The 17,956-nt window shown below is 63.6% G+C and carries 17 protein-coding genes; 10 read left to right on the top strand and 7 right to left on the bottom strand.

Annotation, left to right across the window (positions count from 1 at the left end):
- From WCY17_RS12190 to WCY17_RS12170, 5 genes are all read left to right on the top strand, one after another.
- On the top strand, positions 1-670 hold a 670-nt coding region (locus tag WCY17_RS12190), incomplete at its 5' end, for an MBL fold metallo-hydrolase (protein WP_372702461.1).
- Between the two features lie 101 nt (positions 671-771).
- Positions 772-1,398, top strand: coding sequence for an integrase (locus tag WCY17_RS12185; protein WP_372702460.1), 627 nt, complete (start codon positions 772-774; stop codon positions 1,396-1,398).
- A 12-nt stretch (positions 1,399-1,410) separates the two neighbouring features.
- On the top strand, positions 1,411-2,043 hold the full coding sequence (locus WCY17_RS12180; RefSeq protein ID WP_372702459.1) for an RES family NAD+ phosphorylase: 633 nt from the start codon (positions 1,411-1,413) through the stop codon (positions 2,041-2,043).
- 493 nt (positions 2,044-2,536) lie between these two features.
- Positions 2,537-2,788, top strand: coding sequence for a YoeB-YefM toxin-antitoxin system antitoxin YefM (gene yefM / locus WCY17_RS12175; RefSeq protein ID WP_372702458.1), 252 nt, complete (start codon positions 2,537-2,539; stop codon positions 2,786-2,788).
- On the top strand, positions 2,785-3,039 hold the full coding sequence (locus tag WCY17_RS12170) for a Txe/YoeB family addiction module toxin (protein ID WP_372702457.1): 255 nt from the start codon (positions 2,785-2,787) through the stop codon (positions 3,037-3,039). Before yefM ends, WCY17_RS12170 begins: the two co-directional genes overlap by 4 nt.
- 126 nt (positions 3,040-3,165) lie before the next feature.
- Here the strand turns inward: WCY17_RS12170 and WCY17_RS12165 are convergent, their stop codons facing one another.
- The 3 genes from WCY17_RS12165 to WCY17_RS12155 form a co-directional block, all read right to left on the bottom strand.
- A complete protein-coding gene (locus tag WCY17_RS12165) occupies positions 3,166-3,870 on the bottom strand; it encodes an SDR family oxidoreductase (protein WP_372702463.1) in 705 nt (234 codons plus the stop codon).
- A 162-nt stretch (positions 3,871-4,032) separates the two neighbouring features.
- Positions 4,033-6,672: an AAA family ATPase gene (locus WCY17_RS12160; RefSeq protein ID WP_372702456.1), complete on the bottom strand. Its 2,640-nt coding sequence runs from the start codon at positions 6,670-6,672 to the stop codon at positions 4,033-4,035.
- The gene (locus WCY17_RS12155) at positions 6,669-7,811 is read right to left on the bottom strand and encodes an exonuclease SbcCD subunit D (RefSeq protein WP_372702455.1); all 1,143 of its coding nucleotides are present in this window, start codon (positions 7,809-7,811) and stop codon (positions 6,669-6,671) included. Before WCY17_RS12155 ends, WCY17_RS12160 begins: the two co-directional genes overlap by 4 nt.
- A 100-nt stretch (positions 7,812-7,911) precedes the next feature.
- Between WCY17_RS12155 and WCY17_RS12150 the strand changes: the two genes are divergently transcribed.
- The 4 genes from WCY17_RS12150 to WCY17_RS12135 all read left to right on the top strand — a co-directional run bounded on the left by WCY17_RS12150 (position 7,912) and on the right by WCY17_RS12135 (position 11,369).
- Positions 7,912-8,670: a class I SAM-dependent methyltransferase gene (locus WCY17_RS12150; protein WP_372702454.1), complete on the top strand. Its 759-nt coding sequence runs from the start codon at positions 7,912-7,914 to the stop codon at positions 8,668-8,670.
- A gap of 20 nt (positions 8,671-8,690) precedes the next feature.
- Positions 8,691-9,368: a nitroreductase gene (locus WCY17_RS12145; RefSeq protein ID WP_372702453.1), complete on the top strand. Its 678-nt coding sequence runs from the start codon at positions 8,691-8,693 to the stop codon at positions 9,366-9,368.
- A 235-nt stretch (positions 9,369-9,603) separates the two neighbouring features.
- Positions 9,604-10,863, top strand: coding sequence for an FAD/NAD(P)-binding oxidoreductase (locus WCY17_RS12140; RefSeq protein WP_372702452.1), 1,260 nt, complete (start codon positions 9,604-9,606; stop codon positions 10,861-10,863).
- Positions 10,864-10,934: 71 nt separating this feature from the next.
- Positions 10,935-11,369, top strand: coding sequence for a PaaI family thioesterase (locus WCY17_RS12135; protein ID WP_372702451.1), 435 nt, complete (start codon positions 10,935-10,937; stop codon positions 11,367-11,369).
- Positions 11,370-11,477: 108 nt separating this feature from the next.
- Here WCY17_RS12135 and WCY17_RS12130 read toward each other — a convergent pair whose 3' ends face one another.
- The 4 genes from WCY17_RS12130 to WCY17_RS12115 all read right to left on the bottom strand — a co-directional run bounded on the left by WCY17_RS12130 (position 11,478) and on the right by WCY17_RS12115 (position 16,253).
- Positions 11,478-11,840, bottom strand: a complete 363-nt coding sequence (locus WCY17_RS12130) for a DUF5368 domain-containing protein (protein ID WP_372702450.1) — start codon at positions 11,838-11,840, stop codon at positions 11,478-11,480.
- 11 nt (positions 11,841-11,851) lie between these two features.
- Positions 11,852-13,207, bottom strand: a complete 1,356-nt coding sequence (locus tag WCY17_RS12125) for an FAD/NAD(P)-binding oxidoreductase (protein ID WP_372702449.1) — start codon at positions 13,205-13,207, stop codon at positions 11,852-11,854.
- 81 nt (positions 13,208-13,288) lie between these two features.
- The gene (locus WCY17_RS12120) at positions 13,289-15,019 is read right to left on the bottom strand and encodes a SulP family inorganic anion transporter (protein WP_372702448.1); all 1,731 of its coding nucleotides are present in this window, start codon (positions 15,017-15,019) and stop codon (positions 13,289-13,291) included.
- A gap of 97 nt (positions 15,020-15,116) precedes the next feature.
- Positions 15,117-16,253 carry a metallophosphoesterase gene (locus WCY17_RS12115; RefSeq protein ID WP_372702447.1) on the bottom strand — a complete coding sequence of 379 codons (1,137 nt, stop codon included), beginning with the start codon at positions 16,251-16,253 and terminating at the stop codon, positions 15,117-15,119.
- Between the two features lie 359 nt (positions 16,254-16,612).
- On the opposite strand from WCY17_RS12115, the gene WCY17_RS12110 reads away from it, so the two are divergent.
- A complete protein-coding gene (locus WCY17_RS12110) occupies positions 16,613-17,923 on the top strand; it encodes a ferric reductase-like transmembrane domain-containing protein (RefSeq protein ID WP_372702446.1) in 1,311 nt (436 codons plus the stop codon).
- Positions 17,924-17,956 lie beyond the last annotated feature (33 nt).

The raw sequence follows: 17,956 nt of genomic DNA, 5'->3' as shown, positions 1-17,956 counted from the left end.
GTTCAAAGAAAAGACCGTGCCGCCACCCCTGTATACCCTGCAGGATGCACACGAATGCCTGCAGCAGGTACGAGGCATCGAATACGACCGGGAGTTCGCACCCCGCGTCGGGGTGCGCGCCCGTTTCCGCGATGCCGGACACATCCTTGGTTCGGCCATCGTGGAAGTGTGGATTACCGAGTACGGTTACCCCACGAAGATCGTGTTCAGCGGCGATCTGGGCCAGCCGGGACGCCCCATCCTGCGCGACCCGACAACCATCGAGGAAGCCGACATCCTCGTCATCGAGTCCACCTGCGGCAACCGCCGGCACAAGGATTTCTCGGCGACCGAAGCGGACATGATCGGCATCGTCGAAAAGACATTGTTCGAACGCGGCGGCAACGTCATCGTGCCGGCCTTCGCGGTCGGCCGAACCCAGGAGGTGCTCTACCACCTACGTCGTCATGGAGAACATGTGGGTGTCCTGTGGTGGGCCGGTCGGGAGGCCTTTTCGCCTTTTCGAGGTAGGGCCTTTCCTCTTGCGCCCCATTCCCTTACCGTTTCGACCTTTGGCCTTTACCCGTTTCGGTATAGCGGGGCCTGGGCTGCGTCTCCAGCGTCAATGTGGAACTCGCACGAATGGATTGGACGGCGACCCCGAAGCTCGCTGCGACTTATGCTGTCCTGACGCTGCTTCCGCCAGGTAGGCTTGCGTAAGGCGTCAAAGTTGACAAACGCGACAAAGGAGACTAAATTGAATCCTGTCTCAAACCTGCCTGGGAGATCACCATGTCCAATGCCATTGAATTCATTGCCGACCGTCTGCCGCGCGTCACGGTGAAGGATGTGCGTCGCTTCGCGGATACCGTCGAAATCCGGGACGCCAAGGCTTTTGCGGCCGAGTTGCAGGCGTTTGTCCACGAGCGTGTGGAGGCGATAAAATTGCCCGCTACCCTGGAGGATGAGACGGTGGAACAGGCCCTTGCACGCAAGGCGGCCGCGCTGCATGCCGATACGCGCTGGGCACCGAGTAAAACCGACGTCCAGCGTGGCCGTGCCGTGCTGCTGGAAACCTTCAACCAGCCACACAACCTGCCGATCCCTGAGTTCGCCAAACTGGCGGACAAGTCCCGCCAGCAGATCTACAAGGACATCGTTGCCCGTCGGCTGCTGGCGCTGAACGTGGGGCCGCGCGGTCAGAAGCTGCCCGACTGGCAACTCGACCCGGTAAAGCAGCAGTTGACCCAAACCGTACTTCAGGAGGTCGAGGGCATCGACCACTGGACAATCTACCGCGCACTGTCCGAACCCCTTGAAGGCTTGGGCGGTCGCTCGCCGCTGGATGCGGTGACGCATGGCACGATCGACGACGTGGCCGAGGCGGTGTTCAACGTGCTGGGCGTTCAGGTGCATTGAACTGAAGCCGTCATGAAACGCGAGCTGCCATCCTTCCTGATCGATACCGGTGAACTGCTCCAGCATGTGAGTCGCGCAGCCTATCGAGGCAGCCCGCTGTACTATGGTCGCCGCAGCACCAATCGCTACGATGACCCGGCGCGGGCCTACGGCGTGCTTTACTTGGGACGCGACCTGCCCACGGCGCTGATGGAGTCGGTGTTCCACAAACACCAGTGGCTTGCGGACAAGAAGCGCTCGATCGCGCTGAAAGAAGTCCAGAGCCGGATGGTGCGCGCCGTAGGCGTGATGGCTGATGTGCTTCTGGCGGATTTCACAGCACCAGGCGTCATGGCGGGCTACTTTGGCCTGAATCTGGAGCAGTTGGCCAGCCGCGACTACAGGCATACGCAGCAGGTGTCCGCACAGGTGCATGCGATGCTCGGAGATGACGACCAGCCGCTGTTCGACGGGGTGCTCTATCCGTCGCGCAACAACTATCCCGCCAAGAGCATCGCTCTGTTCGAACGTGCAGGAGCCAAGATCAGCGTCATCGGGGACATCGACCTGGTTGACCATGTGGACTGGCCGCGTTTCGTTGCCCGCTATCGCATCGGTGTGGAACCCGATCCCGGCCCGGCGGGGCCGGATGACGAAGCGTCCTGAAGCAGCCGGAGACGACCATGAACACCACTGCTCGCACCAGCACCGCAGAACGCCTCGGACGCATCCTTGGCCGTGGATGACTGCCGTTCATCGCTACGTTGCTGCTGTTGATCGACGAGATGTTGACGATGCGTGCAGCCGGTCGTCGCCATCGTGCGCCACCGCAGCTGTGGCAATCGTCAGCAAGGTGCCGCCCTGGCAGTAGCCAGTTCCCCTTGTGGCTGAACAAGGGGTTTGTTTTATGGCGTCCCGCCTCGATCCTCCCGTACCGCGTCAGTCCTGGCCCGTCGCCGGTTCGCTGCGGTCAATGATGGGGATCGAAAGCCACCTGCGGATGCCGGTACAGGCGCGTCTGCCACTGGAACGGATGGCTTGCAGCAATACGACTTGCGCTGATGCAAGGACTTCGGGGATGGCTTGCAGTGATATGGAAATCTGGTCACTAGTCTTCGTGTCATGTACAATGATATGTACATATTAAAAAGGGACTGCCATGCGCACTATCAGCTATACCGAAGCCCGGCAAAACCTGTCGGCCACCATGGTGCAGACCGTCGAGGACCGCGCCCCGACCCTTATTACCCGTCAGAACGGCGAGGCGTGCGTGTTGATATCGCTGGAGGAATACAACGCGCTGGAGGAAACGGCTTACCTGCTGCGTTCTCCGGCCAATGCGCGCCGCCTGATGGATTCAATCGACAGCCTTGAACGTGGCCAGGGTGTTGAACGGCATATCGTCGAGTGAAGCTGATCTGGTCGGAGCAGGCCTGGGGCGATTATCTGTACTGGCAGGAGACGGATAAACGCATGGTCAAGAAGGTCAACGAGTTGATCAACGAGATCCGCCGCACCCCCTTCGAGGGCAAGGGCAAACCGGAGCCGCTGCGCCACAATCTGGCGGGTTTCTGGTCGAGAAGGATCACAGCCGAGCACCGGCTTGTGTATTCGATGAGGGATGGGGCGCTGTTGATTGCCGCCTGCCGTTATCAATATTGATGGCTGGACAGAGCCGGACTGATCTTGCCCCCGTTTTCTGTAGTCCTGAGCCCCCAGCTTCAAGCGGCAATTTTACGCTGCTTGTCATACCAACGTTGTCACGCTGCAGCGTCGATGTACGGCAGCTCAGACAGAACGGGTAATGCCGCCGTCGACCCGGATGTTCTGGCCCGTGATGTAGCTTGCGCCGTCTGATACCAAAAAGGCGATCGTGGCGGCGATTTCCTCGGCCTTGCCGTAGCGGCGCATCGGCACGCTGTCACGCCGTTCGTCTGTCGCGGGCAGGCTGTCGATCCAGCCGGGCAGGACATTGTTCATGCGGATGTTCTTCTCCGCATAAGTGTCGGCAAAGATTTTGGTGAAGCTCGCCAGCCCCGCGCGGAACACGGCTGAAGTCGGGAACAGGTCGGCGGGCTCGAAAGCCCAGGCCGTGGAGATGTTGACGATGGCGCCGCCGCCCTGGGCCACCATGATCGGCGCCACCAGTCGGGCCGCCCGCACGGCGCTGAGGAAATAGACATCCATGCCCTTGTGCCAGTCTTCGTCGGTGATGTCGAGGATCGGCGCACGCGGGCCATGGCCGGCGGAATTGACCAGCGCGTCGATGCGCCCCCAACGCTGCAGCGCCAGATCGACGAGGCGCTGCAGATCGTCGTTCGACTGGTTCGAGCCGGTGACGCCCACGCCACCGAGCGCCTCGGCAAGCGCCTCGCCTTTGCCCGACGAGGACAGTACGGCGATGCAGTAGCCGTCCTGGGCCAATTTGCGCGCTGCAGCGGCGCCCATGCCAGACCCGCCTGCGGTGATGAGTGCGACCTTTTCTACAGACATGGAAAACTCCAACATTTAGGTATTCGGTGAATTATCTCAATTCAGAGTCAAGAATTCACGCGATGAATGAAAGCAGGAGGGTGTGGAAAAACGACTGGGTTCGCCTCCGATTCATTCTGCGCAAGCGATCTCCAACCCCAGGAGAAGCTGCAAATCAGGGCATCACGCTCGTGCCTTCAGGCTCGGCAGATCCAGGGCGGGGACGCCCAGATCGTTCCAGTTTTCCGGATGGCAGCTGAAGAGCAGCACCTGGTGGCGCTTGGCCGCGTCGTAGAGCATGCGTTTCATCTGTGCCAGGCGTTCGGCATCCGAGTGCACCAGGGCATCGTCGAGGATGATGAGGGTGGGGCGGCCAGCCTCTTGCAGCAGATCGGCATAGGCCAGGCGGCTGATGAGGCCAAGCTGCTCGCGGGCACCGTAGCTGAGGTCATCGAACGTGCTGTACTGGCTGCCACGCTGCAGCAGCGTAGGCACCAGGTTGTCGTCCACCTGGATTTCCGCGGCAGGGAAGAGCAGGCGAAGGTAGTGGGCCAGATGCTTTTGCAGCGGCGCCTGCAACTGGCGGGTGAGTGTCTGGCGCGCCTCTTGCAGCAGGGTGAACAGCAGGTCCAGCGCGTTGGCGCGCGCGGTCAGTTGGGCCAGATGGCGCTGCAGAGTGTCCACCGCCTGCTGCAGTTCGCCGCGTTTTTCTTCCAGACCCTGGGCGCCCAGGGTGTCCAGTTCGGTCTGCAGGCGATCGATGTCGCGCTGGCGCTGGTGGGCCGCGTCTTCGAGCGCATCGGCGGATCGCCTGAAACGTGTGACGTCGTCCTTCAGAACCTGCGGCTGGGCGCTGTCGATCTCTGCCTGGTATTGCCGGATCCGCGCCTGCAGGCTGTCTTGCCGTGCTTTTTGTTCGGTGAGTGCCTGGCTCGCATTCTGCTGGTTTTTCTGGTATGCCGGGTCTTTCAGCTTGCTGTCCAGGCGCGCCCATTCGGTTTTGCTGGTATCGAAGGCCTGTTGCGCGAGCCCCAGGCTTTCGAGGTGCTTTTGCAGGGCGGTGTCGGCGGCCTTCAGGGCTTCATTGGCCGCGTTGCGCGTGCGTTCAGCCTCTTCTTCGTCAGGCAGATCGCCCTGCGCGCCCGGGCTGCCGGCGATGTGTCCGGCCAATTCGGCCAGTTCGGCCAGCCGGTGCCTGCCGTCTTCGCATTGCTGCATGAACGCATCCACGCCCTCGGGGGCCAGATCCTGAATGCGGGTCCGGGCACGCATGATATCGGCCTCCAGGCGCTGGCAATCGGCAGCGCGGGCCTCGGCCTCGGCCAGATCCTGAACCCCCAGGTCTGCCAGCAGGCTGGCACGGTCGCCTGACAGGCGGGCGTCCTCGCGCGCCAGTTCGGCCGCATCCTTGCCACCCGGGGCAATCTGCAGTTGGCCCACGCCGGGGATGTCGATCGACGTGCTTTGCAGCAGAAGCTGCTCGCCGCTGCCCGTGATGGCCTGATCACCGATGGCCAGTGCCTGTCCGGCCTGCAATTGCCAACGGATGCGGGTTGCTGCGACCTGCTTGCGCAGCGTGATGTGGTCCAGTGCCTTTTGCAGTTGCCGCAGCTTTGCCAGGGTGGCCGTGTCCACGGCCTGCTGCTGCCTTTGCGTGCTCAGGGCGCGCAGATCCTGCTGCAATTGCTGCAGTGTGTGCAGGGTTTTGCCGTGTTTGTCCAGCCAGGTTTCGAGCTGTGCGTATTCCGCCTGCAGCCGCAGGTGGCGTGCGTGCCGGCGTGCTTGCTGGAATGTGTTTTCGGCGGTGTCGCAAGCGACCTTGGCCTGGTGCTGGCGGGTTTCCACGTCTGCGCGTCGCAGGTTCAAGGCGTCCAGCGCCTCGTGTGTCCGAGCCAGTGCCGCAGCGCGTTCGGCCAGCAGGGCGGCGTCACTTCCAAAGCCTTGCAATTGCTCGCGCAAGAGCGCCTGCTGGCTGGTGCAGTGTGCCAGCTCGCGCTGCGTCTGTTCCAATTGCGCCTGCAACTGTTCGACTTCCTTGAGCCGTGCGCTGGCTTTTTCAGCCTGCTCACGCTGGGCGACCCACGGCCGCGCGGCGTCGATCTGCTCGCGCTGCGCCTGCAGGCGGGCCAGGGCATCCACCTTGTCTTCATACGCACGCACCTGTTCGCTGACTAGCAGCAGTTGGGCTTTTCGGTCACCAAGCCGGGTTTCGATACTCTTGTAGCTGCCGGTGGGGCGACCCGTGGGCGTCAGCAGTTCGGCGCGTTGCGCGCGCACTTCGGCCAGCAGCCAGTCGCCGCTGCTGCTGGCCATGGCGCCCAGATCCTGGCCCAGCGCGATCTGCAAGTGTGCGGCGGCGTACTCTACCGCTTGCCGGACATCCTGTATGCGGCCTTGCTGCACCCACAGCAGGCCGGGGATGCCTTGATGCTCGGGCTTGCTGGCACCACGGCCGGCAAGGCTGTAGCCCATGAGCTCGGTAAGCCGGTCTTCGGCGTCGTCGCCATTGAAGCGGGTGCCATCCACGACCAGGCTGCAGCGGGCGTGGCCCAGAAAGCGTTTATCGAGCTGCCAGGTCTGATTTTGCCACTGGAAGGTGAGAGACACCGCGGGCTCGGCCGCGGTATCGCCCCAGGGCTGGAAGTGCGTCACGGTGCCCGACTTGTGGCGCTCGAAGAATGCCGCCCGAATGGCTTCGACCAGGGTGCTCTTGCCCGATTCATTGGGGCCCGCAATGATGTTGATGCCGGGCTGCAGATCGTGCAGGGCAAAGGGTGCCTTGAACTGTCGCCACTGTTCGAGCCGAATCTGGGTGAGCCTCATGGGATCGGCGCGTCCTGGCGCTGTGCGAGCAGGCCGGCAAGAATCGCCAGAGCGTCGCGCGCCGTCTGCGCCGTCTGCGTATTGTCACTGTCTGCGGTACCGTGCTGGCGTTCGCGCAGGGTGGAGATCACGCTGGCGACATAGCCGTCTGCATGCAGTGCGGCCAGATCCTGGTCGGTGGGCTGCAGGCGCAGCCGGTCGTCGTGCAGCGTGAGGCTGCGTTGGCGGGCTGCAAATCGGTCGAGAGCACGTTCCAGACGCTGCTGCCCGGCCAGGTCGAGTTCGCCCGCCAGGGTGAGTTCGATGACACAGCTCGCCGGCAGGGATTCGAGCTCGGCCAGCAGGGCGTCGAGGTCGCTGGAGACGGCCAGGGTGCGGGTCAGTTGCAGCCATCGGTGGGCGCCTGTGCGCTGTGGTGTGACAATCGGCGTGGCACCGGGGCCGTCCACGGTAACCAGCAGAACATTGCCGGGGTCGTTGTCCTTGAAGCGTTCCTGCTCCGGGGTGCCGCTGTACCAGGTGCGTGCGTCGATCTGCCGGGTGCCGTGCCAGTCGCCCAGGGCGAGGTAGTCGAGCCTGGCAGTGGCCGCGCGGTCAGCGGCGATGGGGTTGGGCGAGTCGATGTCGTCGGGTAGAATGCCGCTGACGCTGCCATGCGCCAGACCGACGCGCAGCAGACCGTGGGGTGTTGCGGCGCCGTCGAACCATGCGGTGAGGTCGTCGTGCGTGTGCCGCTGGGTGAGCGGGGCCGCCAGAATGGCCAGGCCGGCGTCTGCGAATGAGTAGATGCCAGGCTGGATCAGCGCGTGGACATGGTCTGGCACGGCATGGATGCGCCGTGCCCGATGCCAGACACTTTCGGCCAGTGCGGCGTCGTGGTTGCCCGGCAGCATGAGCCAGGGGCCCTTGAAGCCCTGTGTGGCCTGAAACGTGCGGTGCAGGCTGCGGTCGGAGATCGTCTGCGCATCGAAGACGTCACCGGCCACGAGCACGGCATCCACCTGCTCTTGCGCGGCAAGGCGGGCGATGCGCTCGATGGCGGCAAAGCGCGCCTCGAACAGGGAGGCGGCATCTTCTTCTTCGAGGCGGGGATAGCGACGGCCAATTTGCCAGTCGGCGGTGTGCAGGAAACGCGGCATCAGATGGGATTTGCAGTCATGTTACATATTGTCTTGCCAAGTGTAGGGTGCCGGGTGTGCGATCGCAACCTTGGATCCGCTTTTGTCCCGGAGAACATCGATGCACCTCGAGGCAGCCCCCGCGCGCAACTGGTTTGACCAGGGCGGCCAGGCCTACGCGCGCTTCCGGCCCGAATACCCTCTCGAACTGGCACGGTTTCTGGCGCTGGCCGCACCGGGCAGGCTGTTGGCCGTCGACGTCGGCTGCGGCAGTGGCCAGTTGACGACCCAGCTGGCTGCGCACTTTGACAGCGTGCTGGGGGTCGATCCAAGTGGCGACCAGATCCTGAATGCCGCTGTGCACGCCGGCGTGCAGTATGTCCGTGCATCGGCAGAGCAATTGCCCGTTGCAGATCACAGCGCTCAGCTGATTACCGCCGCGCAGGCAGCACACTGGTTCGATCTGCCCCGTTTCTACGACGAGGTGCGCCGCATTGCCGGATCGGGTGCCGTACTGGCCTTGATCAGCTACGGCGTGCCGCGCCTGGATGCGCAGCTGGATCGGCGCTTCAGCACGTTTTACTGGCAGGAGATCGGCCCCTTCTGGCCCGTGCAGCGCAGGCTCGTCGATGACGGCTACGTCGATCTGCCGTTTCCTTTTTCCGCGTTGGCTGCGCCCACGCTGGTGCTTCACAAGGCCTGGCGGCTGGCAGACCTGTTGGGCTATATTGCCACGTGGTCGGCCGTACGTCGTGCGCATGAGGCCGGGTGTGAAGCCATTTTGCAGGGCTTTGCGTCCGATCTGGCGGCACTGTGGGGTGATCCGATGGGCACCCGCGCGATTCGCTGGCCCATTCACATGCGTCTGGGAGCCCTATGATGGACACCACCAGCCCCTGCATGCAGCAGGTTCAGGAAGCGATACGTTCACGCCGTTCAGTCCGGGCGTTCTTGCCCGATGCCGTGCCTCAGCGGCTGATCGAACGCATTCTCGAGAGCGCGGCGCGTGCGCCGTCGGGCTCGAACATCCAGCCGTGGCAGGTGATCGTGCTGACGGGTACTGCACGCGAGGCCCTGTGCCAGGATATCGAAACGGCTGCCCTGGCGGGTGAACCGGGTCAGGCCGAATACGCCTATTATCCGCGCCAGTGGCGCGAACCCTATCTGGCCCGCCGGCGTACCGTGGGCTGGGCGCTGTACGGCAGCCTCGGCATCCAGCGCGGCCAGACCGAGCGCATGGCGGCACAGCATCGGCGCAACTATTGTTTCTTTGATGCCCCCGTCGGCCTGTTGTTCACAATGGACCGTGACATGGAGCAGGGCAGCTGGCTCGATCTGGGCATGTTTGCGCAGAACGTGATGATCGCAGCGCGCAGCTTCGGGCTGGATACCTGTGCGCAGGCGGCCTTCAACCCTTATCAGCACCTGATCGTGAAACGCCTGAAAATCCCGGCACATCGGCAACTGATCATGGCGATGGCCCTTGGCTATGCCGACATGGCGGCGCCCGAGAACAATTTTCCGACCGAACGCGAGCCGGTCCATGTCTTTGCACGCTTCGTGGATTCATTGCCTTGATCGGAGATCGGGAATGACGTTCGGTGCGCGTCGATGCGTATCGATGTGCGGTGATGCACGTTGATGCGCAGCGTCCCCTGATCCGTGCCGCAGCGATGCCCGATGTGCTCTTATATAAAATAAAGAAATTAGGGTATTTGTATTCAGTATTTAAAGTCATAAGCCTCGACGCCTAGAATGGCCTCTCTGCCGTCGCCCTGCGCACGGTCACTGTGTCACTGAAACCGAGGCAAACGTGAAAGCATCTTCTCCTGAACATCATGCGGTCGTCATCGTGGGCGCCGGCACGGGCGGCATCGCAGTGGCGGCCCTCCTGAAACGTCAGCGTCCGGACCTCGATGTCGTTCTCATCGATCCCGCGCCGCATCATCACTACCAGCCCGCCTGGACACTGGTGGGTGGTGGCGCCTATTCGGTGGCGCAGACCCGTCGTGAACTGGCGCGCTGCGTGCCCAAAGGGGTGCGGCTGATTGCGCAGGCCGTACGTGGATTTGACCCTGAAGCGGGGCAGGTCGAGCTGGATGATGGCCGTCCGGTGGCCTACGATTGCCTGGTCGTTGCCGCTGGAATCCAGCTCAACTGGAGTCAGGTCAAGGGCCTGGAGCAGGCGTTGGGCAGGGACGGCGTCTGCAGCAATTATCGTTACGATCTGGCACCGTATACATGGGAGCTCGTGCGTGGCTTCCGTGGCGGGGCAGCGCTCTTCACCCAGCCAGCGGGTGCGGTCAAGTGCCCGGGCGCGCCCCAGAAGGCGCTGTACCTGGCGGCCGATCGTTTCCGGCGCCATGGGATGCGGGCCGACAGCCTGCAGTTTCGCAGTGGCGCCGCCTCGATCTTCGGGGTTGGCTACTACGCTGAACCATTGAACCGGATCATGGCGTCCTGCCAGGCGCAAGCCCATTACAACAACCACCTGGTCGAGGTGCGCGGCGAGGACAGGATCGCGGTGTTCGAATCCTCGGACAATGGGCAGATCCGGCGCGAAAAGGTCGCCTATGACCTTCTGCATGTGGTGCCGCCACAGAGCGCCCCGGATTTCATCCGGTCCAGCTCGCTGGCCGACGCTGCGGGCTGGCTGGATGTCGACCGGCACACCTTGCGTCACACGCGCCATGCCAATGTGTTTGGGCTGGGGGATTGCATATCGGCGCCGAACAGCAAGACGGCAGCGGCCATCAAGAGCCAGGTGCCGGTGATCGTTGCCAATGTGGTGCGTACGCTCGAGGGGCTCGTGCCCTCCAGCCACTATGACGGTTATGCCGGGTGCCCCCTGACGACATCCGTGGGCAAGGTCCTGCTCGCCGAATTCACCTACGGTGGCGTGCCAACGCCCAGCTTCCCGCTCGATCCGCGCGTACCGCGGCGCAGCTACTGGTGGCTCAAGCGCAGTTTCCTGCCCTGGTTCTACTGGAACATGCTGCTCAAGGGGCGCAACCTGCCGCAGTGGCACAAGACGCGTGACTTCGCCTCGGGGGTGCCTTCGGTTCAGCCCTGATGTCCGCCCGGGCCTGCAATCATGCGCTGCGGTGTGCTACGGTAACGCCCACAGTCTGATACAGGAGAAACATGGTGGACGAAGTCGCAGCGCGGCAGGCATTCGAGCAGGCCATCGAGACCCACAAGCCAGAGTTTGAAACATTCTTTCTGGCGCGCTTGCTGGGGCTCGAGTTCGAGTATCCCGATGGGCAGTGCGTCATCACCTTCGAAGCCAGGGACTTCATGTTCAACCCTCAGGGTTCGCTGCACGGCGGGATCATCGCCAGCGTGATGGACATCTCCATGGGCCACCTGCTCAAGCGCGTGCAGGGCGCGTGCACTACGCTCGAGATCAAGGTTCAATACGTCAAGGCGATACGGGTGGGCCGGCTGCGCTGCGTGGGTGAATTCATCCGTCAGGGGCGCGGCATCTCGTACATGCGTTCGACCATGACCGATGCGGACAACGATGTGGTGGCCTTTGCTACCGCCACCTGGAAGCATCTCAGGCCAGTGGCCGCCTGAGCCGGCGAAACCGGGGCCAGTGGCTGCCGATCAGGGTCGCAATGCCCCAGGCTCCCCGGCCCGTGACGCCCCCGCTTCAGACCGCCTGAACCATGGGCCGCGGGCCGTTCAGGCCGTCTGCCTGCCGCAGCGGCAGATGGAACACCAGCCGGCCACCGTATAGACCAGAACGGCTGTCCCCACCAGACCCAGGAAAAACACCAGGGCGATCAGCAGCCAGTCTATGGGGCCACCCGCATCGGCAAACCCCGACGATGATACATAGGCCATCAGCACCAGCGCCAGCGCGCCGCCCAGGATACCTGCGGCCTGCGACCACATGAGGCGGTGTGCCACGAGCCGGCGTTCGCGCAGCAGCAGGGTGAGAAATGCCAGCGTACCAATGATGATCACCGCCAGCAGTACCCAGAGCAGGGGGCCAAGCATTTCCTGGAATACGGCCAGCAGGACCAGAGGATCGAGTTCATTCATGTCGTGTCTCCCTATGCGCGACCGCGCAGCATGCTGAGATAGGTGGGCTTGAGCCCCATGGTTTCCATGACCCAGGTGACCCAGAGTTCTTCCAGGGGCGCGATGATGCCGGGAAACGAAGGCACCAGGTTGTTCTGGTAGTCGAACTCCACCAGCATCGCGCGCCCCAGTCGGGTGATCATGGGGCACGAGGTGTACCCGGTGTACACCGCGTTCGATGTCGTGCCGGCGAGTTCGGCCAGCAGGTGCTCGACTGCAACGGGCACTTGCCACTTCACGCTGGCCGCCGTCTTGCCTTTGGGCACGCCGGCAATGTCACCGACCGCGAAGACATTCGCATAGCGGGGATGGCGCAGGTTGGCCTTGTCCACTTCGACCCAGCCTTCGTTCACCCAGGGCCCGGCCTGCCAGGGCAGGGGGCTCTCGAGTATGGCATTGGGTGCCTGCATGGGCGGGATGACATGAATGAAGTCGTAGCCTTGCTCTTCGGTGCCTTCGGGGGTGCGGAAGGTGGCAATCCGGCGGCCTGGATCGATGGCCTGGAGTACCCGGTCGTACCGGCCCTGTATGTCACGATCGTGAAACAGCATGCGCACTTTTTCGGACACGATGGGCACCCCGAACAGGCTGTCGTTGTGGGCGTTGTAGATCAGTTCGGCCTTGCCGCGATGCCCGCGTCGCCTGAGATAGTCATCGGTGATGAATGCGTATTTGAGGGGTGCCCCCGCGCATTTCATCTCGGTCGCCGGGCGCATGAATACGCCACGCCCACCGCGATCGGCGTACGCCGACATGGCGTGCCAGGTGGCCAGTGCGGCCTCCGGGCCCTGATAGATGCTGCCGATGCCCTCCTTGCCGATGAGCTCGGGCGTCATGCCCTGGATCTGGTCGTAGCGCAGTGCCATTCCGGTGGCCACGATGAGAAAATCATAGGCAACGACCTGCCCGGTATCGGTCACGACCTTGTTGGCTTCGGGGTCGAATTCGGCGACTCGGGCCTGGATCCATTCGACGCCGGGCGGGACGTATTCAGCCGTATCCGATATGACATAGCCCGCCGGTTCGATGCCGGCGCCGATCAGCGTATAGCCGGGCTGATAATAGTGCTGCCGGCGCGCATCGATCAGGGTGATCTGGGCGCCATCCAATGCCCGGGCCAGGCGCGACGCTGCGCTCAGCCCTGCGGCGCCAGCCCCGGCAATCACGATGTGCGCCGGGCTGCGCAGTTTCTGTGCGGCACGTGCCGTACCTGGATTCCATGCGGCGGCCGCTGCAGAGGCGGCACCCAGCATCAGGAACCGGCGGCGATCCAGCGTGCTGCGCAGCATGGCGTCCATCCGGGAAAGTGTTTTGTGTGCGTCGCTCATGGGTGGCCTCCAGATCGGTGAAGGGGACAATCAATGCGGCATGCAGTCGCCGTGGTGCATCGTGGCTGCTGCAAGGGCCGCTCAAGCCAGGCTCTCGGGCGCCAGTGCCCGGATGGCCTGATAATGGGTCAAGTACACTTGGCCGCTCAGCTGCCGCAGGAAGGCTGTGTCGGACAGGCGGTCCATCACTGGCCCCTTGACTTCCGAAAGATGCAGCCGGATACCCGCCCCGGACAGCCTGGCTTCAATGGCTTCGAGGCTTTCCAGCGCGCTGGCGTCGATATGGTTGACCGCCGAGCACAGCAGCACGACGTGATGCAGTGCGGGCTGGGCCGCCACGGCCTGGTTGATGCAGTCTTCCAGGTAGCGGGCGTTCGCGAAATAAAGGCTTTCGTCGATGCGCAGCCCCAGTACGTGGGGGCTGGTGCGCACCTGGTGGCGCTGTATGTTGCGAAAGTGCTCGGTGCCCGGGACCTGGCCGATGATGGCAATATGGGGCCGGCTGCTGCGATAGAGGTACAGCGCGATGGACAGGCCGATGCCCGAAATCAACCCGACCTCGACGCCGGCGAGCAGGGTCAGCGCCAGCGTCGCGGCCACCACGGAAAAATCGAAGCGCGAGTAGCGCCAGGTGCGTTTCAGGATGCCCAGGTCGACCAGCGACAGCACGGCCACGATGATGGTCGCGGCCAGCGTGGCCTGTGGCAGGTAATACAGGAAGGGCGTCAGCAGCAGGGTGGCCACGGCAATGCCCACCGCGGTGTAGACCCCTGCCGCGGGTGTCTGGGCGCCGGCGTCGAAATTGACGACGGAGCGCGAGAAGCCGCCGGTGACCGGCAGGCCGCTGCTGAGGCCAGCGGCGATATTGCTGGCGCCCAGGGCGATCAGTTCCTGGTCGGGTTCCACGCGCTGGCGGCGCATGGCAGCCAGGGTCTGACCCACGGATATGGATTCGACGAAGCCGACCACGCTCAACAGCAGGGCGGGCACGGCCAACTCGGCCCACAGCGACGGATTCCATGTCGGCAGCGTGAGCGCTGGCAGACCCTGGGGGATGTCGCCGATCACATGGACACCACGCTGGCCGAGATCACCCAGCCAGACGGCTGCTGTGGTGGCCACGATGGCGGTGACCGGCCCTGCCTTGGCCAGGCCGTCGGCCAGGCGCGGCCCGAGCCCGGCGCGCGTCAACAGAGGTTTGAGACGGCGGCGTGACCACCACAGGAACGTCAGAGCAGACAGGCCGAGTGCCAGCGTAATGAGGTTGGTCTGCGGCAAACCGCGCCACAGTGCCGGGAGCAGGTCGGGCAAGGTATCGCCCTGGGCGGCGATGCCCAGGACATGCTTGAGCTGGCTCAATGCGATCAGCAGGCCGGATGCCGAAATGAAGCCTGAAATGACCGGGTGGCTGAGGAAATTGGCGAGGAATCCCAGCCTGAACACCCCCATGGCCGCCAGCATCAGGCCGGAGATGACGGTGAGTATCAGCGTGGCTTCCCAGAAGGCACCCGTATCGTTGGCCACCACCTGCCCGACGGCGGCCGCGCTCATCAGCGAGGTGATGGCTGCCGGCCCCACGGCCAGCGTGCGGCTGCTGCCGAAGACCGCATAGGCGAGCAGCGGCAGCATGCTGGCATACAGGCCCGCCTGCGGCGGCACGCCGGCCAGCAGCGCATACGCCAGGCTCTGCGGGATGAGCATCAGGGTGACGATGGCAGCCGCCAGCAGGTCGCCCGAGAACTGCTCGGCGTCGTAGGCACGACCCCAGCCCAGAACGGGAAACCAGCGGGAAAGGCCAGCAGAACGGTTCAATGGGAGGCCCTGTGACTCACATACATAATTTATATTTTATAATATTTTTAAATAAAAGCTCAAGTACGGGCTTCATTGTCCGTAAAGAAGCCACGTGTCAGGGTGCCGGACGCAACAGGATCTGGGTGATTTCCGAAGGCCGGCCCAGGCGCTGTGCCAGGCCGTTCCACAGGCCCGCGCCATTGCTCACGTACAGAGTCATGTTGCCCAGATGGTACAGGCCCGACACGAACCCGCCGTTGAAAAGCTGCGTGATCCAGTGCGCGCCCAGGATCTGGCCCCCGTGGGTGTGCCCCGACAGCTGCACGGCTACCCCGGCGGCCGCATGTTCGCGGGCATTTTCCGGACGATGGTCGAGCAGGATCACCGGCACCCCTTCGGGGATGCCCTTCAGTGCCGCCTGCAGATTGGGAGCGGGCTGGCCGAACGGTATGGCCTGGCGGTCGGTCAGCCCGGCAATCGCCAGGGTGTCGTCACCGCGGTGAATCAGGATGTGCTCGTTTTCCAGCATGTTCAGCCCCAGCGCCCTGTACGCCGCCATCCAGTCGACATAATCGGAATAGTACTCATGGTTGCCCGGTATCGACAGCACACCGTCGGGGGCCTGCAGGTTCTGCAGCGGGGCGACATCGCGCGCCCGGGCCGTGGTGGATCCGTCGGCAAGGTCGCCGGTGATGACGATCAGGTCCGGGTGCAGTGAATTGGCTCTGCGCACGACAGCGTCCTGCCAGTATTCGGGTAGCAGGCGACTGGCGTGGGTGTCGGTCAGCTGGACGATGCGATAGCGGTCAAAGGCAGCGGGCAGACCCGGTACCTCGATGGCCAGGGTCTTGATATGCGGGATGCGCACGGCGTTCCAGACGCCGATTGCAGACAGCACGACCGCAGATACGCCGATCAGCAGCGTGAGTGTACGGCTGGTCAGCAGCAGCCGCCCGCCCCAGCGCCAGGGCATATACAGCAGTATGCCGAGCACGTCGCGTACCAGGGCCAGCATGGCCAGCAGCAGAAGCACGCCAAAGGCCCAGCCCAGCACGATCAGGGCTTCCTGTGGCAATTCGGGCGAGGCGACCGAACCGAAGAACAGGCGTACCAGCCAATGGTACTGGGCGATCAGCAGCAACAGCAGCGCGAGCCCGATGCGGATGCCCGTGGAAAAGGGCAGGGGCCAGACGAAACGCCACAGAACGAATAACCAGATGGTGCCGGTGATGAGCGGAAGCATGAATCCCATGATTGATCAGGACGGTTTTGGCAAGAAAATCACAATGACGGAGATGCGCCCCCTGAGCTGCATGGGATATCCATTGCGCATGGCATGTCTGTCTTGCATGGCATGCCTGTTCGGGCGCGTCGAGGCGATGGGCGGCACGCGTTGCAGATGCGCATCCCAGGCCAGCATCTTAACAAGCTGGCTCGATGCGCGTGCCCGCACGCAGGCTGATGGCAGTGCAGCCGTGGGGCTGCCTGATCTGAACGGGAGATGAACGAGGCCTTCAGAATGGGTTCAGTGATAGGTCTGCATACTGGGTGCATGCTTGAATTTAGCCCTTTGCGGGACTGGACAACATTATGAAGACACGCCATTTTCTCATGCTTTTTCTCGCTATCCTGGGCCTGGCCTGGGCCTGGGAGGCGCTCGTCATGCACCCCGTGGCAGGGGACGCCTTGTGGGTGGCCCGCAAACAGGCCATGTATCTGACCGGCATCGGGTCCATGGGCCTGATGTCGCTGGTGATGGTGCTGGCGACACGCCCGGTGTGGCTCGAATCCTGGCTGGGCGGGATGGACAGGGTCTTCCAGTTGCACAAGTGGGCCGGGATCCTGGCGATCGGTCTGGGCGTGGCCCACTGGCTCGTCAAGATCAGCAAGGGCATGTTGATCGGTGTGTTTGGTGCCATTGCGAACAAGCCGGCCTCCCTGCCTCTGCTGGAGGTGCTGCAGTCCAGCAAGGGCCTGGCCAAGGACGTTGGCGAATGGGTGATCTACGCCATGATCCTCACGCTGTTGATCACGCTGTGGAAGGCATTCCCGTACAAGTCCTGGCGTCTCGTGCACAGGGTCATGCCCATTCTGTATCTGGCGCTGGTGTTCCACGCGGTGGTGCTCATGCCTGCGGCCTGGTGGGCCACGCCGCTTGGCGTGCTGATGGGCCTGCTCATGGTGGCAGGCAGCCTCGCGGCGGTGCCCGCATTGCGCCGGCGCATCGGTCGGCGCCAATGCCATGCCGGTGTCGTGGAATCGGTCACCCGGTTGGCTGCCGGGGTCACTGAGGTGCGCTGCGTCATGGGCGCAGACTGGCCGGGCCACAAGGCGGGTCAGTTCGCCTTCGTGCAGTTCGATCCATCTGAAGGGTTCCATCCTTTCACCATTGCCAGCGCCGATCAGGGGGCACAGCGGCGTCTGACGTTCCTCATCAAGGGACTGGGCGATTACACCACAGGCCTGGCCCAACGGGTGCACACAGGGCAGGCAGTGCAGGTTCAGGGGCCTTATGGGCGCTTCAATCATGCCCGTGGCGGACGCAGGCAGATCTGGGTGGCGGGCGGCATCGGCATCACACCATTCATCGCCTGGCTCGAGGCGCTGCAGAATGCGCCTGAACGGGCGCCGCAGGCCCACCTGCACTACTGCGTGCGCAACGCCTCACAGGATCCCTTCGTCCCCAGGCTGCGCGAACTGTGCGCGCGGCTGCCGCAGGTCCGCCTGCAGATCCACGACGCCCAGGCAGGCCAGCGGCTCGACGCAGATGCACTGCGAGGCAGGTCGTCGGTCGGTGACGGTGCCCGACCGGAGATCTGGTTCTGCGGACCGGCCGGCCTGGCGAAGCATCTGGAAAATGGCTTGAGGGCCCTGGGAAAGGGTCGGGTGCGCATGCATCGCGAAGCCTTCGACATGCGCTGATTCAATGCGCGGATATCGTATATAATGGCGAGC

It is taken from the genome of Castellaniella sp. (assembly GCF_041677825.1).
GTDB lineage: Bacteria > Pseudomonadota > Gammaproteobacteria > Burkholderiales > Burkholderiaceae_B > Castellaniella.
This window is presented reverse-complemented; position numbering and strand designations above follow the sequence as displayed.